The organism is Streptomyces sp. NPDC030222, from assembly GCF_055573115.1.
The window spans coordinates 38,578-53,290 of the sequence record NZ_JBVICA010000011.1 but is presented as its reverse complement, the minus strand read 5'-3'; the positions used below and the strand labels follow the sequence as shown (position 1 = coordinate 53,290).

14 protein-coding genes and 2 pseudogenes are annotated in these 14,713 nt (G+C 69.2%); 9 read left to right on the top strand and 7 right to left on the bottom strand.

The genetic code is table 11. From position 1 onward, the window contains the following. Positions 1-120 precede the first annotated feature (120 nt). The 6 genes from ACZ4Z5_RS17705 to ACZ4Z5_RS17680 form a co-directional block, all read right to left on the bottom strand. Positions 121-903: a hypothetical protein gene (locus ACZ4Z5_RS17705; RefSeq protein ID WP_468263393.1), complete on the bottom strand. Its 783-nt coding sequence runs from the start codon at positions 901-903 to the stop codon at positions 121-123. Continuing rightward, positions 900-1,145 carry a hypothetical protein gene (locus tag ACZ4Z5_RS17700; protein ID WP_468263390.1) on the bottom strand — a complete coding sequence of 82 codons (246 nt, stop codon included), beginning with the start codon at positions 1,143-1,145 and terminating at the stop codon, positions 900-902. The genes ACZ4Z5_RS17705 and ACZ4Z5_RS17700 overlap by 4 nt, the downstream gene beginning before the upstream one ends. Beyond that, positions 1,142-3,397 (bottom strand): Mucin-19, encoded by a 2,256-nt coding sequence (locus ACZ4Z5_RS17695; RefSeq protein ID WP_468263387.1) that lies wholly within the window; start codon positions 3,395-3,397, stop codon positions 1,142-1,144. The genes ACZ4Z5_RS17700 and ACZ4Z5_RS17695 overlap by 4 nt, the downstream gene beginning before the upstream one ends. Positions 3,398-3,410: 13 nt before the next feature. Further along, on the bottom strand, positions 3,411-6,041 hold the full coding sequence (locus ACZ4Z5_RS17690; protein ID WP_468263788.1) for a replicative DNA helicase: 2,631 nt from the start codon (positions 6,039-6,041) through the stop codon (positions 3,411-3,413). Between the two features lie 181 nt (positions 6,042-6,222). Next, positions 6,223-6,450 (bottom strand): hypothetical protein, encoded by a 228-nt coding sequence (locus ACZ4Z5_RS17685; protein WP_468263384.1) that lies wholly within the window; start codon positions 6,448-6,450, stop codon positions 6,223-6,225. Between the two features lie 835 nt (positions 6,451-7,285). After that, positions 7,286-7,480 (bottom strand): hypothetical protein, encoded by a 195-nt coding sequence (locus ACZ4Z5_RS17680; protein WP_468263381.1) that lies wholly within the window; start codon positions 7,478-7,480, stop codon positions 7,286-7,288. A gap of 560 nt (positions 7,481-8,040) precedes the next feature. On the opposite strand from ACZ4Z5_RS17680, the gene ACZ4Z5_RS17675 reads away from it, so the two are divergent. From ACZ4Z5_RS17675 to ACZ4Z5_RS17650, 6 genes and pseudogenes are all read left to right on the top strand, one after another. Continuing rightward, positions 8,041-8,349, top strand: a complete 309-nt coding sequence (locus ACZ4Z5_RS17675; RefSeq protein WP_468263378.1) for a hypothetical protein — start codon at positions 8,041-8,043, stop codon at positions 8,347-8,349. Positions 8,350-8,351: 2 nt separating this feature from the next. Further along, the gene (locus ACZ4Z5_RS17670; protein ID WP_468263375.1) at positions 8,352-8,903 is read left to right on the top strand and encodes a DUF6233 domain-containing protein; all 552 of its coding nucleotides are present in this window, start codon (positions 8,352-8,354) and stop codon (positions 8,901-8,903) included. Positions 8,904-8,990: 87 nt separating this feature from the next. Beyond that, positions 8,991-9,302, top strand: coding sequence for a PqqD family protein (locus tag ACZ4Z5_RS17665; protein WP_468263372.1), 312 nt, complete (start codon positions 8,991-8,993; stop codon positions 9,300-9,302). A gap of 11 nt (positions 9,303-9,313) precedes the next feature. Beyond that, positions 9,314-9,664, top strand: a complete 351-nt coding sequence (locus tag ACZ4Z5_RS17660) for a hypothetical protein (RefSeq protein WP_468263369.1) — start codon at positions 9,314-9,316, stop codon at positions 9,662-9,664. Between the two features lie 469 nt (positions 9,665-10,133). Next, complete coding sequence (locus ACZ4Z5_RS17655) at positions 10,134-10,451, top strand: transposase (protein WP_468263366.1); 318 nt, start codon at positions 10,134-10,136, stop codon at positions 10,449-10,451. 33 nt (positions 10,452-10,484) lie between these two features. Beyond that, a pseudogene (locus ACZ4Z5_RS17650) lies at positions 10,485-10,691 on the top strand (hypothetical protein); the annotation flags it as partial. Between the two features lie 105 nt (positions 10,692-10,796). Here the strand turns inward: ACZ4Z5_RS17650 and ACZ4Z5_RS17645 are convergent. Further along, positions 10,797-10,928, bottom strand: a pseudogene (locus tag ACZ4Z5_RS17645) (hypothetical protein); the annotation flags it as partial. 465 nt (positions 10,929-11,393) lie between these two features. On the opposite strand from ACZ4Z5_RS17645, the gene ACZ4Z5_RS17640 reads away from it, so the two are divergent. The 3 genes from ACZ4Z5_RS17640 (at position 11,394) to ACZ4Z5_RS17630 (ending at position 14,684) form a co-directional block, all read left to right on the top strand. Continuing rightward, positions 11,394-11,828, top strand: coding sequence for a hypothetical protein (locus tag ACZ4Z5_RS17640; protein ID WP_468263363.1), 435 nt, complete (start codon positions 11,394-11,396; stop codon positions 11,826-11,828). Between the two features lie 16 nt (positions 11,829-11,844). Further along, a complete protein-coding gene (locus ACZ4Z5_RS17635; RefSeq protein ID WP_468263360.1) occupies positions 11,845-12,888 on the top strand; it encodes a DUF6292 family protein in 1,044 nt (347 codons plus the stop codon). A gap of 314 nt (positions 12,889-13,202) precedes the next feature. Further along, a complete protein-coding gene (locus ACZ4Z5_RS17630) occupies positions 13,203-14,684 on the top strand; it encodes a peptidase M16 family protein (protein ID WP_468263357.1) in 1,482 nt (493 codons plus the stop codon). Positions 14,685-14,713: the final 29 nt, after the last annotated feature.

Sequence of the window (14,713 nt, the reverse complement as noted above, 5' to 3'; positions counted from 1 at the left end):
GCTGGGGGAGAGGGAAGCCCGCTCGCGTCTGATCCGCTACCAGCTGCGGAAGTGAGCCTCTGGACGCCAGTCAGGGCGCTGCCAGCCATCCAGAGGCTCACGCGGCGATCGGCCGCTTACCTACAGGTTTGTCTTCCACGCGCGGATCTCGAGGCCGACGATCGGCGCATCGGGATCGAGACGCCCGGTCATGACGAGCCAGTTGCGTACGGCGGCGGCGACGTCACCGCTGGCTGCGTCGACCATCCTTTTGAACTCGACGGCATCGAAGCCCTGCTCGCCGGATCCGGGACCGCCGACGTTGTGGCCGTACGCGCGTTCCTCGGTGCTGTCGGGGCGTTGGACGACGTTGCGTCGCACGCCGGGGGAGTCAGCCAGGCGGCCGGCGTCATGTGTGAAGGCCTTCTTCTTGGCCCGAACGGTAAATGCGATTTTGCCCTGGTTTGCAGCAGCTTCCTCGACGATCGGGCGGAGCCGGGATGCTCCAGAAGCAATATGCTGCCGACCGGCCCGTGCAAGGGACGACGTCCACTCCTTGTGCCGTTCTGCGCCCCTTCCCACCGCTTTCTCAGCGCGCACCACTTCTTTCCCCCGGACGTGGGCCCTCTTGCCTTCCCTGGTCAGTCGCGGCCGGACGTGCCCCGCCGCAAGGGCCTTGAGGCTGTCGATGTCGCGGGGACCGCCGGCCTGGACCTCCTGGACTACGGCGCGCAGGGCCTCCACGAAGCTGGCCCCCTTGTTCTTGGTGAAGAACTGGCTGACCAGGGACGGGTTGCGGCCGATGATCTCGCCGACCTGCTTCTTGTTGAAACCCTCTCGGATCAGCCCATCGGTCAGACGCGCGGCCTCATTGCGCTGGGCACGGCGCCCGCGGCCTGTCGTTCGCCTTCTGCGCGGCGTCACGCGGCCACCCCCTCATCCCGGTCGTCGTCCTCGGCGCACTCGTGATCGGCGTACGTCGTGGTGTCATCGCCGAACTGGGCGCCGCAGCCGTGGCACTCCCATTCGGCACTCCACGTCACCTCTCCGTCGCAGCCGCAGTCGTGCCCGGACGCCGCGGTGTCCTCGTCGTCCCACACTGCCTCGCCGGACGCGCCGCACTCCGGGTGCTCCCACACCCCGCCCCATGCCACCTCAGCGTTCACAGCTCTTCCGCCTCCAGGGCCTGCCGGCCGAGGGCCTGCAGCACGTAGAACTCCTCATCGCTGGTGGGGGCAGTCTGCTCCCAGACCATGGCGCCCTTGAGCAGGTAATCGCCCGGCTCACCGCTGTAGGGCCAGTCCGGGCGCACCGAGCTGTAAATGGCGTCGGTGCGGAACGCGAGGATGCTCCCGGCGGGCAGGTGCAGCGCACCGGCACGGGCGGGCTTGCCCGTCTCCGGGTCCTTCGTGCCGGTCGGCCCGGACAGCAGCGCGGCCCGGGCCGCCGACCACACGCCGGCCGCCCACTCCGGGTGCGCGTACGGGTCGCGGGCGAAGCCGCCGTTGCGCTCCCAGGTGACGTGCGTGTCCGTCAGGCCGGTCAGCCGGGCGCCGTCCGGGATCTCGGGGACCTCGCCGCCGGCGCCGAGCTTGAGCGAGCCGGTGGTGATGCGCGGCCGTTGCGCGAACGTGCCGATCCCGTACAGCAGGATCGACCGCACGGCGCGGGAGGCCAGGCGCGCGGCCTGCCGCTGCTGCTCGTCACCGTGGACCTCGCCCACGGCGCGCAGCGAACGCCACGCGTCCTTCAGCTTGTTCGACCAGTCCTTGAGCGGGTCGCCCTTCTCCCAGACCAGACCGTCCAGGATCTCGATCCGCCACGGCTGGAGCGGGTTGCGCAGCGCCAGGTTGACCTCGGCGCCGCCCGCCCAGGTGACGAAGGTGCGACCGCCCTCATACGGGTAGTGCCAGGACCGCTCCCCGGGTGCGGGCGCCGGCAGCAGCCCAACGTGGTCCCAGTCCTTCGGGATCGTCACCCGAACCTGCCAGTGGCTGGGGGAGAACAGCGCGTCGGCCTGTTCCTTCTCGCTCATGGCGGCGAACGCGGCCGCGGTCACCCGCTGCGGGATCCCGACGCCGGAGGTCCAGGTGTGCTTGGCGTAGGCGAAGGTGCGGTCTGCCTCGTACCAGCCGGGCACCCGCTCCGGCACGCGCGGCGGCGTGATCAGCTCGGTGCGGCCCTGCCCGGCGGTGGCGTGCAGCAGACCGCGGATCTCCTGCGACATGACCGGGTAGCCGTCCGCCCACTTCGCGCCGGCCTTGGCGGGGATGGTCCGCGACCACAGGTCCCGGCCCGTCTGCGACGGCGAACCCATCAGCACGACATCGTCCCAGTGCCGGCGCAGCGCCTTCCACAGTTCGACGAAGGCGGCGCGAACGGTGGCCGGGTCGACGCCAGCCGGATCGAACCACTCCCCAACCGACCTGATCTCGGTGTGCTGGTCCTTGCCGCGCTGCCAGCGGCCCACCGGGTTGCGGGGGTGGACCAGGTGCCCGGCCTGCCGGTCCTTGCCCCGCGAGGACTCCACCTGCCATCCCTCCGGCAGCGGCCCGTTCAGCCACTCGGCCACGGCGTCCTTGAGGAACTGATGGCGCCCGGCGTTCCGGTGCCATGGGTCGCCAGCCGTGATGTAGATGCGCTCCACATCCGCCGGGACCGTCGCGTACACGGCGGTGAGGATCTCCGCGACGCTCGCGCGCCCCAGATCCAGGGTGACCGTACCGGCCTGCCACACGAGCACGCCGGTCGCGGTGTCCAGGAAGGCCATCTGCCGCGTGGCCTGCTTGAAGTTGGGCCTCTTCGACGTCAGGTTCGGCTCGGCGTAGATCCACCGATCGCCTTCGGCGCCCTCGGGGATTGACGGCAGCGTCCGCTCCCGTGTCCCGTCCGGGAGGGGCGCCAGGGTTGGAGTGGCCGGCACCGCGGGCGAGGGGGCCGTCGTCTTGGCAGTGACGTGGTCACCGGCGGTCGCTGGCAGCTCCTGTTCCTGGTGCTCGCCCTTGCCGGCTCGCGCCTCGCCCTCGCCGGTGGCCGCCGCGCGCTGCGTGGGGGGACGCAGATCGGGCGCCGGGGCACCGGCCGGTTCCTTGATCGCCTGTGCTGCCGTCTGCGGGTCTGTCCGATCTTTGGTGGGGGAATTGGCCGACGTGGCCTCCTCAGGCGCGCCGGCGGGCGCTTGGGGGCCCAGAGAGGGCACCAGGGCGACGACGTCGATGACGGATACGCCGGCCGACGTCGCGATCCTCTCGGCCTTCGCTTTCTCGAACCCACCAAGGTCCACGATCTTCTGGTTCCGCAGGGCCTGCAGCTTCTCGAGCTCGCTCTGGATCTTCGCGAGCTGCCGCGCGAGGGGCTTGATCTCGTCCCGCACGTCGCGGAGCTCGGCCAGGCCTTCGCTGTAGGTCTTGTTGTCCATCTGCCTCATCCCCCTAGACCTGCGCCATGTCCTTGAAGCGGCTCATGTGGAGCTGCGAGGCGACTGTGATTGTGCACTTTGGGCCGCCCCTGTGCTTGGCCAGGATCAGATCGGCCTCGCCTGCCCGCGCGGACTCGACCTCGTACGCGTCCTCTCGGTGGACCAGGATCACAATGTCGGCGTCCTGCTCCAGGCTGTTGTGCGCGACGATGCCGTCCGCGATGAAATTGTGGGTTCCCTTCACTGTGGCGTCGTAGACCTGCAGCGGACCGAGGGGCTCGATCTCGGCAACCTCGTCCCAGAACACGTCATTGGTGGCGTGTTCGCGGAGGATGTCGGAGCCGAGGGCTTCGGCACACCGCATCAGGCGTTTCCGGGAGGGCTTGAACTTGTAAAGCGAAGTGCCGCAGTATCGGAGATTGATGGCGGCCTGGAACTGTCGTTCGGTAAGCCCGGCGCGCCTGCGCTCCTGCTTCACCAACTCCCAGACTTCCCGGGGGAGCGTGTCCACGTTGGTGTTGGTGCGACGTCCCTCGATCTCTGCGAGGAGCTGCTGTGCGCGCTGACCGCGTGCCCCGTGCACACCGATCTCCCGGCAGAAGGTCGTCATACCAGGGCCGCTGGAGATGATGACGCGGTAGCCAGGCCGTGTGGAGTTCTCCTCCTTGGTGGTGCAGAGGCTACCGGTGATCCCGAACCGCCCGAGCAAGCTCAGGATCGCGTCGGCCAGGGCGCGGCTCGTAGTGGCGTACGAGATCGACGGGATACCGGATGCCATGCTGGACGGCTCGGCAACCCGTCCATCCGTTACCCACAGATGCCGCAGGAAGATCGCCACTTCTCCGTTGGTGGCTCGGTAGAGCACGTTGGGGATCTGCTTGTCTTGAGAGCGCAGGTTCTCGATGCCGAGTTTCGTGAACCAGGCGTTGATCGGGTTCCGCTTGCCGTGAGTGCAGTGGTAAGGCGCCGGAAGGTAGACGTGCTCCCAGTTGCCCTGCTTCACCCTGCGGGGCGTGATTCCGAACTCCGCACGTGCCGCAGCTTCCACGAACAGCCGGTTCGCCTCATCCCCGGAGGTGTAGTGCACCGGTTGCTTCTGGAGCACGCAGCCGTCTCCGATCAGGTGAGCGAGAAGACCGATGCGATGCTCCGTCCACCCCAGGCCACTCACCAGCGGTTCAGGTGTACGGCGTGGTACGGCGATGCAGTCCTTGGGATTCAGCTCCTCCAGGGGTTTCCAGCCTTCGAACGTGAGGAACTTGTAGTTGCCGGAAGCCTTTACTTCGTGGCCGGAGCGCATCGTGAGGCGGAAGACCTCCTTGACACCGGAGGGGAAGACGTTGGTGACGGGTGCGGGAACGAGGCGGTGCTTCTCATCGAGCGACCACACCAGGACGCCTTCGTAGCCGTTCTCCATCAGCTCGGAGAAGGTGATCGGGGCGCCCGTGTCGGCGCGCATGAGCGTGGTGTCCGCCGTAAGGCAGCCGCTTTCACGCAGATCGGAAACCATGGGCTTCTTGTCGGCGCGCTGTTCCGGGCCTCGGGTGAGCTGGCAGAGCGCGATCACGGGCACGTCAAGCTCCTTGGCCATGAGCTTGATGTTCCGGGAGATCTCGGTGACTTCCTGCTGCCGGGTCTCGGCGTGGCGACCGCCATGGCGCAGCAGCTGCACGTGGTCGATCACGACCAGGCCGATGCCATGACGCTGCTTGAGTTTGCGGGCCTTGGCGCGGATCTCCATGACCGTCATGTCCTCGGTGTCGTCGATGAACAGCGGCGCGCTCTGGATGTCGGGCATACGGCGTGCCAGGCGGTCCCAGTCCTCGTCGGTCATCTGGCCGGACTTCACGTGCTGGAAGGCGATGCCGGCCTCGGCGGAGAAGACCTTGGCCATGAGCTCTTGGCGTCCCATCTCCAGCGAGAAGAACGCGGATGGGATCTTGTCTTTGATCGAGACGTGTCGTGCGATGTCGAGGGCGAACGTGCTCTTCCCCAGGCTCGGGCGCGCGGCGACGATGATCATTTGGCCCGGCATCAGGCCGGACGTCACGCCGTTGAGGTCGGTGAATCCTGTGCTCAGACCGCGCAGGCCCGCACCCTGTGTCGCTCGTTGCTCGAGCGCGGCCAGCCCGTCCAGGGCAGTGTCGGCGAGCGCGAGGGGATCACCCTTGGTGCCCTGCTCAATGACGGCGAATAGCTCAGCCCGGGCGCGATCGGCGGTCTTGGCGGGGTCTCCTTCGCAGGCGTATCCCCACTGCGTGATCCGCGTTCCGGCCTCGGTCAGGCCGCGGAACACCGCCCGCTCGCGGACGATGCCGGCGTAGTGCGCGGCGTTCGCAGCGGTCGGGACCGACTGCACCAGGGTGTGCAGGTAGGAGGCGCCGCCGACCCGATCCAGGGCGCCGGCCTTCTTGAGCTCAGCAGCGAGAGTGATCGGGTCGATCGGGTCGACCGGCTCGCCCCGACCGTACATGTCCAGGATCGTCTCGTAGATCGTCGCGTGGGCCGGCCGGTAGAAGTCACCGGCTCCCTTCAGCACCTCCGTGACGTCGGCGATGGCGTCCTTCGACAGCTGCATACTGCCGAGGATGGTCTGCTCGGCGCCGATGTCCTGGGGCGGGACGCGCTCGAAGTCGGTCGGCAGACGCCTGCCGTCACGCGCGGCCGGTACGAAGGCTTCGCCGCTGTAGCCGTGTCCGTCCTCGGGCGGCGGGTGCTCTCCCCGGAACGTCTGGGGGATACTCAAGGTGACTCCTTCGAGAGTTGAGCGGCGGCCGGGCCTTTCCAGGGGACTACCGGCCGTCGCGGCGTTTTTTAGTGATTGTCTACTCAGCCGTACGCGCTCGGCCGGTGACTGCGGGGTGGCACTTCGGGCAGCGCTCCTGCTCGTCATCACCCACATCGATCAGCCGCTCCATCAGCGTCCGCGGGCGCTCGCCCCGGTTGCACTCCCCGCACCATTCCGGGATGCCCGGACGGGCGGAGGGAATCATCGGCCCGACATTGTTGCCGCTGGTCGGGAAGATGCTGGACCTGCGCTCGAGCTGCTCCACGCGGTGACGCAACACAGCCTTGTGGTTGTCGGGGGGCCTTCTTGCCGTCCTCAGTCCGACACAGCCATAGGGCCAGCGAGCTATCCAGCGCCCACCCCGCCTCCAGCAGCGCCTCGGCGAGCTCTGCACCCAGATCCCTGGCCTGCTTACGGCCGACCGCCCAAGGGCGTTTCAGTTCAAGCAGGAACTCCGTCGCTGCCTGGACCTGCTCGTCGGTCGCATGCCGCACGGACTTTGCCTTCCCCCGCGCCGCAGGCGTCTGCTTGTTGGAGGAGGAGGTTCCTACCTCCCCCTGGGGGGTGTGTGGTGAGCACTCCCGCTTCCCGGAACGCCGGACACGGTGCGACCTGCAGGAATACGCCGTCGACCGCTTCCCGGAACGCCGGATGCGGCGTTCCCGGTTCCGGCGTTCCGGGAAGCGGTGTGACCTGCGCTTTTGCCATCCGTCTTGTCCGGTTCCGGCGTTCCGGGAAGCGGTTGCTCGGCGTGCGGGAAGTTCGGATCCTCCTGAGGCTCCCAGGGCTCCGCCGGCGGGGCGTAGTCGGGGTTGTACGCCGGCTGCCGGTACAGCTCGTAGCGCACCTTCCCAAACCGGCCCGGAGCGCCCTCCCAGTCCGTCCACTCTCAGGAGCCCGCGAAGGACTGCGCGATCACCTGCGCGCCACCGCGTACGACGTCGTCATGACCAACCGCCATGACAGCGATCCGCGGTGTGTGCAGCAAGAAGAATCTGTCCTCGCGCCGGAAGAGGGTCAGGTGTGCCCGAGCGCGACACCTGGCCTGATCGGACAACTTCAATGCACAGCATTGGCCGGCCCGACCGACGCGAACCGGGTCACCACCGGGCGCGCAGCACGCCGTCGCTGTCGGGCAGGGCGGCGCAGAGCAACGGGTGGCGTTCCCCGAGGTACGCGGGCAGGGCGCAGGCTGCGCGGGCGTCGGCCACCAGGTCTGCGAGTTCCTGGTACTCGGTGTCGTCGACGATGGCGTGGCTGATCGTCCCGTCCTGCGCCTCCCAGACGAATTCCACCGGTCCCATCGGGCGGGAAGAGCCCGCTCAGGCCGTGTCCCTCCGCAGGCGGCTCCACGCCGAAGTGGGCGAAGCCGGTGACTGCGGGCTCACGGATCTCGAGGCGGTCGATGCCTGAGGTCTCCGCGAAAGCCGCGATCGCCGCCAAGTACGCCGCTTCGACCGGCCCGTGGTCGCTCATCGTGTCCTCGGCGCCGACGTAGTGGCCACGCTCGTCACGGTCGGCGGGGTCGTACTTGGTGATCCGGTGGACGAAGGCCGGTGACACGCTGCTCCCTGGACGGTCAGAAGGGGTGCCAGCGTAGTCTCCGGTCCCGGTTCCGTAGTCGGGGGTGCGTAACCCGACGGCCGTCTGCCGGCCGGTCCCGAGAGAGAACCCGACAGCCGACGGCATGCAACGTCCACGAAGGAGGTCTGGTGCACGGTCACATCAGGCACGCCATGGCCACGGTTCTGCTCGGACTGTCGACGAGGTGCCGGAAACGCTGACGCGTCCGACGTCACCCAGATAATCGAACAGGTTTACGATGCGAGGGTGGCAAGCGAGTACGATTTTCCCAATGACCTGCGCCCAGCAGGAGCTTCACCAGAACCGGGCCCGCTACGTAGCGCTCTGCCGGGGGCTCCCTTGGTCCCTGGTCCCGCTCCCTGGGTACAACGACACGGACGTCTGGCGGCACCGCTCTCGGCCCGACTCGCCGGGCTACACGCCCGAGCAGGTTGCAGAGGAGAAGGAGTTGCGGGAGCGGCTGACTGAGCTGTCCATCACCGTGGCCACCCATCCGTACTGGGAGACCTTCACTGGCGAGGACCGCGTGGCCGCGCGAATGGCACTGAAGCAGCAGACCCTGCCCGATGGGGAGGCGTAGCTGTGGACCATGGCGGACGGCCCCGTGGCCCGGTGGGCGGCGGCCCGGCTGATGTGGACGAGCTGCCACCGGATCTGTCGCGGCTGCGGGTACTGGAGACCTGGCTGACTCTCTATCGGGACCGGGTCCGACAGCGGATTTCAGTGCTGGAAGCCGAGCAAGCCAGGCGTCCCACGGAACCACCGAGGCTCCCGGACTGGGTGATCGAGTACGGCATCGGGCAAACACCGTCGGCCGTTCATATCGGCGCCTGCAGCATGATCGGGAAGCGCGGACGGGGAGTCCCGCGGGATGCGGCCCGGCGCGCTCTTGCTGAAGGCGTGGTCGCCTGCACCTTCTGTCCGCCGGACAGTGAGCTGGGCTTCGTCGGCGCCAGTCGGCTCGGTCCCAGGCCCCCAGCTCACGCTCGCGCTCGACGGGGAGCTGGACTTCCACGAGGTCCTCGGGGGCGATGCGGAGTTCCGCGATGGCGCGGCCGGCGCGCCTCACGTCCCGGTCGTCGTACGTCCACCGTGCCTTGTGCTTGTAGCTGCGCAACGCGAAGTCGCCGATGACAGTGGCCGTGTTGGCGGAAGAAGTCGGTACGGAGCAGAACGTCGGGGGCCACGAGGACGCCGCAGTCCTGCGTGATGTCGGCGAAGATGACGCGGGCTGACTTCGGGCTGATGAGCATGGCGGGATGGTGGCAGCAGGATCTGACATCAGACGAAGGCGGCGCGATCCTCAGCGAGCGGACCGGCCGCTGGGCCTACCTGACGCCGACCGCGTCGGCCGCGGTGATGCTCCTGCTCGCCTCCACCAGCCAGAAGGAGGCCACCGGCCAGTACGCCGAGCGGTATGGCATCGGCGTGGAGCAGGCCGCCGCCGAGGTCCGAACGGTCGCCGAGGCACTGGCCGCGCAGGGCCTCGCCCTGGGCGGCCAGGCACCTGCCCCGACGCGCCGCCGCCGGTGAGGGTGGCGGTCGTGACCAGCATGGAGGCGTACTCCACCGTCCGCACCGGCACCTTCCCCGAGCGCCTGGCCGCCGCGGCCGGGCTCGCGCTCGGCCTGGTGCTGCTGCGGCTGCCGTTCCGGCACACGGTCCGGGCCGCCCGTCTCGCCCGGCGCCTGGGCCGGCGCGAGCTGGACGCGGCCCGGGCCGAGGCCCTCGTCGGCGCAGTACGGCACACCGCCCGCTGGTGGCCCGGGCGTGCAACGCGTTGCCACCCGGGCGGGGATGACCGCGAGCGGGGAACGGCTCCGGGAGCACATCGGCTGGCTGACGACGTGGGTCTGCGAGCTGTACGCCGTGTCCGCCTGGACCTGGGAACCTGAGCAGATCACCATCTTCCTGTTGCACCCCGGCTGTCCGCGATCAGGGAGACCGTCCTTGGCTTCAGTTCAGGATGAACATTCCGATCTCCGGAGACGACCCGGCCGATCAAATCGAACACCTTGAGGCGCGTCTCACGGCCGAAAGTCCCCCCTTAGTGGCTGTTGTCGTTCCTGGAGTTCAACTCGGCGTCTCCGTCCGAGGCATGGCTTATGTTGCCTGTTCCGCGCACCCTCCAGCCAGGCACCTGAGCAGCTGCGAAATCAGCAACACAGCGGTACCAGGCAACCCATTCGCCGCAGCCTGAGCAGCGCTGACCGACCGTCGAGCGCTTACGCTCGAGGGCAAGGCCAACGTCGCTCTGCTCGGCCCGCCCAGGGTCGACAGGACGCACATCGCCGTCGCCCCCGCGGCCTGCCGAGCCGGCTGCTCGATCGGGGCGGCCGGCCGGAGGTCTATTGCCACCGGGCCATGCTCACTGCGATCCGGTATCTCGTGGACAACGGGATCAATTGGCGGGCGATGCCCGTCGACTTCCCGCCGTGGGACCGCACCTACGCATTCTTCCGCCGCTGGCGCGACAACGCCTGGTCAAGGAGTTCCACGACCGGCTGCGCGCGAGGGCCCGCGAGGAGCTGGGGCGGGACGCGCAGCCGACGGCCGGTGATCGACTCGCGGTCCGTCAAGGCGGACGCCGCCGTCGGCGCGGACAGCCGGGGCTTCGAGGCGGCAAGCTCGTCAACGGCCGTTATCTTGAGCCCGCACCGGGGTGTCCTTCATTGTGCGTGAAGCAGTCTGAAGTTCGCCCGTCTCCCTTGGCGGATGCGGTTATCTGCCGCTGTCCATCACGCAGGAGCTGGAGGTGCGATGCGTGTACAGCGGGTGTTGGCGCCCGACTCGATGGCGGAGTCGTGGACACCACTGGGGAACGATCTGCGTCCGGTCGGTCCGGTGGAGTCGTTCCTGTCCTACTTGACGGCGATCGAGCGGTCGCCGAACACCATCAAGGCGTACGCCCACGACCTGAAGGACTGGTGGGGCTACCTCGACGGCCGCGGCCTGGACTGGACGACGGTTGATGATCCGCACCGCGCCGCCTCGACGGTCCAGCACCGCCTGTACGAGGTCAGCGACTTGGGTCTTCCCCGCGCCCGGCCGGCCGGCGACGGTCACGACGACCGGCCGGTCCTGGCGAGCAGCGCCTTTGGTCCATGCCGGAAGGATCACCCGGGTCAGAACGTCGCGGCTTTCGTCGTCGGACAGCATGGCCGATACGACGTCCCTGTCTCTCACCGGTTCTCCTGGGCAGCCACGAGCGTCTCTTGCTGATCTGCAAGTCCTGCTCTTCGTAGGTGTCTTCGTGTGCTGGCCAGCCGCCAGAACGATAAGACAACTATATCACATGTGCATCACGATCGCGGAATATGGCATGCCTGAAGGTGTCTGTTGTGCTGCCTGGCTGATGCGTGACGGGGGACGGCCTGGCGATTCGCGGGCACGCAAAAGGCCGGCGCCCAATCCGCCGAAGCGGGTGGCAAGGGCGCCGGCCAACCGAAAACACACACTCCGCGGGAGAACCCGAGAGGCGGTCTCATTGGTGAGTGTATCCGTCCGGCGCCACGTGAGGTACGCGCTTCCTTGTCGATGGTGACGTGAAGGGGTTATTGTTGTCTCGCTGGTGTGTCGTGGCAGCACGCCGGCACCGAACACACCTCACGCAAGGAGAAGCTCATGCCCGTCTACCTCGCCCGGCGAGATGCCGACCACCACGTCCAAGAGCTCGAAGCCCCCGCCGTCACCGACGCCGCCGAGCGCGCCTCCGGCTTGAGCGCGCAGCTGGCCTGGCCGGCCAGCGCCGCGGCCGCGTCCGCCGGACTTGCCGAGCTCGCCCGTGGCCTGGCCGATGCCGATGTCATCGCGCAGTGGCACCCCGACGGCCTCCTCCTGCCGGACCTCGCCTCGGGCCCGGGCGACACCGCCGGCATCCGCGTGACCACCACGCGCCGTGCCCCGCATGCCCTCTATGTCATCACCGCCGCCGACCTGGTTCCGCTCACCCACGCCGCCGTCGCCCTCGCCTACCGCCGAACTGCCTGCCGGACCCCTCAACCACCTGACGCCCGCCCTGGGCGGGGCACCCTCGCCGGCGCCCCGCCCGCACCGTGATGGAGAAACGAAGAAGATGATCCGCGCCGGACGCCTCAAGTACGCACAGACCATGGCCGACCTGGCCGCCCAGCTGGGCATGCCGCTCGGCACCTTCCGCAACAAGAAGCCCCACACTCAGGAGGGGCACCCCGCCCCGATCAGCTCGCCGACCTCGAGGGCGCTGCTGTGGGACAGCGAGCAGACCGAAGCCTTCCACGCCGGCCAGCCCGTTCCGGCCCTGCCGGAGGTCGACGACGAGGAGGACCTGCTGGACCGCCACGAGGCCGCCGCCGAGCTCGGCGTCTCGCCGGCCAGCTGGAACAAGTACAAGGGCGACCCCAAGCTGGCCGAGCACGTGATCCTCGTCCCCGAACAGGACGGTACGGAGCACTGGCCGCGCCGCGTGGTGCGCGAGTACAAGGCATCCCGGCCCGGCCGCGGCGCAGGCGGCGGCCGCCGCACCGGCAGCGGCGACATGATCCCGCGCGATGAAATCCTGCCCCGGATCGCCGAACTCCTCGACGACGACCCGGCCATCACGCTCACCGAGGTCGCCGACATCCTGGGCATTGCGAAGTTCCCCACCGCCCAGGCCGGCCTCGCGCAGCTCCGCGGCCGACGCATCGCCGACCTGGTCGAGGTCACCCCCGAGCTCAGCCCGCTCGAGGCCGCCGAGCGCCTCGGCTACCCCACCGTCACCCACCGCGGCGCCGCGACGATCGCCGAGGCTGAACTGCGCATCCGCCGCGCCCGACCGTACCTGCAGCAGGTCGCCGACGCCCTGGCCGAGGCCGGCGTCGCCGAGCCGGTCCAGGTTCAGGTGCGCCAACTCGCAGGCGAGCACCTGGCGGCAGCCGTGCCGCTCGCCGCCGGTCAGAGTTCCCCGGCGCTGGTGTGGGACGAGCGGTACGGATGGCGCACCGCGACCAGCCGGCGCCACCCGATCGGCAAGGACGCCGGCACCGCTCCGGAAGGCGAGGGCATCCGCTACCTCGGCAGCGGCACCCGGCCGGAGCCGGCCGAGCTGCTCGAGCAGCTCGCCGACGGCCGCAAGGGCTGCAAGCGCCCCAAGGTCTGAAGCCGCGGAGGAGTCATCCGGCCTGCGGGTAGCTCGCCGCGGGTCCCACGGTGCCGGAGGCCGCCGGTACTGCACCTGGCGATGCCCGCCTGCGCCATGCCGCGGGCAGTGAGCGTGAAGCTGCCACGGCGTAGCGCAGGGATCGTGGAACCAGGGTCCGAGATCGGTGTCTGTACGCGCAGCCGTCCGTACAGGTCGGGATCCGGTTGGCGGTCCACCAACGGTTGGTCGTCCACCGGCCCAGTCGGCAGGATGACGCGCGCCCGACAGGAACCCGCTGGTCACGCAGTTGGCGGTACAGCTAGGGTCGCCGTATGCAGCGCACGACCGTGGACGGAGTGACTGTCCTGTGGAAGCAGGGGCCCGCGCCCCTCACAGCGACCCTCACCTTCGGATGTGGTGTGCGTGACGAGACGTACCGGACCCGAGGGGTCACGCACCTCATCGAGCACCTGGCGATGAGCTCGCTGCCACGGCTCCATCACGACCACAACGCGTCGGTGGACCTGGAGGCGACCCGGTTCACGGCTTCCGGCCGGCCAGAGCAGGTACGCGCGTTCCTCGAGACCGTGTGCGGGGCGCTGTCGGACCTGCCGTTGGAGCGCATGGAGAAGGAGGCCGGCGTCCTGACGGCGGAGGGCTCCGCCGGCGCGGGACGCAGTGCGTCGTTCCTGCTGAACCAGCGCCACGGGATCAGAGGGGCGGGGCTCGCCCTCTACCGCGGTCCCGGCTACGACCGGCTGACGGTCGACGCGGTGCGTGCCCACGCCGCCACCTACTTCACCCAGGGCAACGCCGTACTGCAGCTGACGGCCCCGCCGCCCGACGGCCTGCGCCTGCCCCTCCCCGCTGGCACGCGCCCCTTGCACCAGCCTGCTCCGGCGCGCTCCGGCCCCGCCTGGGAGGAGTCGCCCGTAGGAGGGGCCGCGATCGCGCTCGTGACACCCGTCGGATCGATGGCCGCCAGGCTCGGCTTCGCGCTGCTGACGCACCGGCTCACCGAACTCGCTCGGCACCACCGCGGTCTGAGTTACGCCGTCGACACGGAGTGCGTGCTGCGAGACAGCCGTACGCAGGAGACCATAGTCGAGGTGGACGCCCGTGCCGGGCAGGAGACGGAAATCGCGGAGCTGCTGTGGGCCGAGGCGGTCCGCCTCGCCACGGACGCATGCACGAAGGCGGAACTCGACGAGGAGATCGAGGGCTTCCGCGAGGCGTACGGGGACCCGCGCGCCGCGGAGCCCGAACTCGACCTGGCTGCCTGCGCCGAACTATTCTCACTGCCCTACCGCGACGCGCAGACCCGGATCACCGCCCTGCAGGCGGTCACCCCAGAGGAAGTACGGGCCTGCTTCGAGAAGGCCCTGTCCGGCGCGCTGCTCGCCGTGGCGGAGGACGTCGAGCCCCGTCTGGCGTTCCCCGACGGCAGGGTTCTGCCGAAGGGCGGGTGCGGGAGGTCCGGTGAACTTCCCGCAGGCGAGGTGTTCCGTCCGCCGCTGTTCGCCCGGGCGTTGTTCCGCGAGGCGCGGGCCGCCCGCCTGGTGCTGACCGCTTCGGGCATGGTCGAACGGGACGGTGACGGAGAACTGCACGAGATCCGTTTCGATGAGCTCGCCGGCGTGGAACGGGACGGCGATGACCGCACGCTGTTCGGCGCGTGCGGATGCGTGATCGTCGTCTCCCCGGACATGTACAACAGTGCCGACCGCTTGGTGCATGCGGTGGACGCCGCAGTTCCCGCCGGTCTCTCGTACGAGGTGTCGGAGCTAGCACCACGGGACTGCGACGACGCGTGAGGTCACGTGCGGGCAGCGGCCGGATTCCT

Coding starts and splice junctions, on each gene's coding strand:
- ACZ4Z5_RS17695 (WP_468263387.1), bottom strand. CDS start 3,397: ATGGACAACAAGACCTACAGCGAAGGCCTGGCCGAGCTCCGCGACGTG.
- ACZ4Z5_RS17675 (WP_468263378.1), top strand. CDS start 8,041: ATGACCTGCGCCCAGCAGGAGCTTCACCAGAACCGGGCCCGCTACGTA.
- ACZ4Z5_RS17665 (WP_468263372.1), top strand. CDS start 8,991: ATGACGCGGGCTGACTTCGGGCTGATGAGCATGGCGGGATGGTGGCAG.
- ACZ4Z5_RS17655 (WP_468263366.1), top strand. CDS start 10,134: ATGCTCACTGCGATCCGGTATCTCGTGGACAACGGGATCAATTGGCGG.
- ACZ4Z5_RS17640 (WP_468263363.1), top strand. CDS start 11,394: ATGCCCGTCTACCTCGCCCGGCGAGATGCCGACCACCACGTCCAAGAG.
- ACZ4Z5_RS17635 (WP_468263360.1), top strand. CDS start 11,845: ATGATCCGCGCCGGACGCCTCAAGTACGCACAGACCATGGCCGACCTG.
- ACZ4Z5_RS17630 (WP_468263357.1), top strand. CDS start 13,203: ATGCAGCGCACGACCGTGGACGGAGTGACTGTCCTGTGGAAGCAGGGG.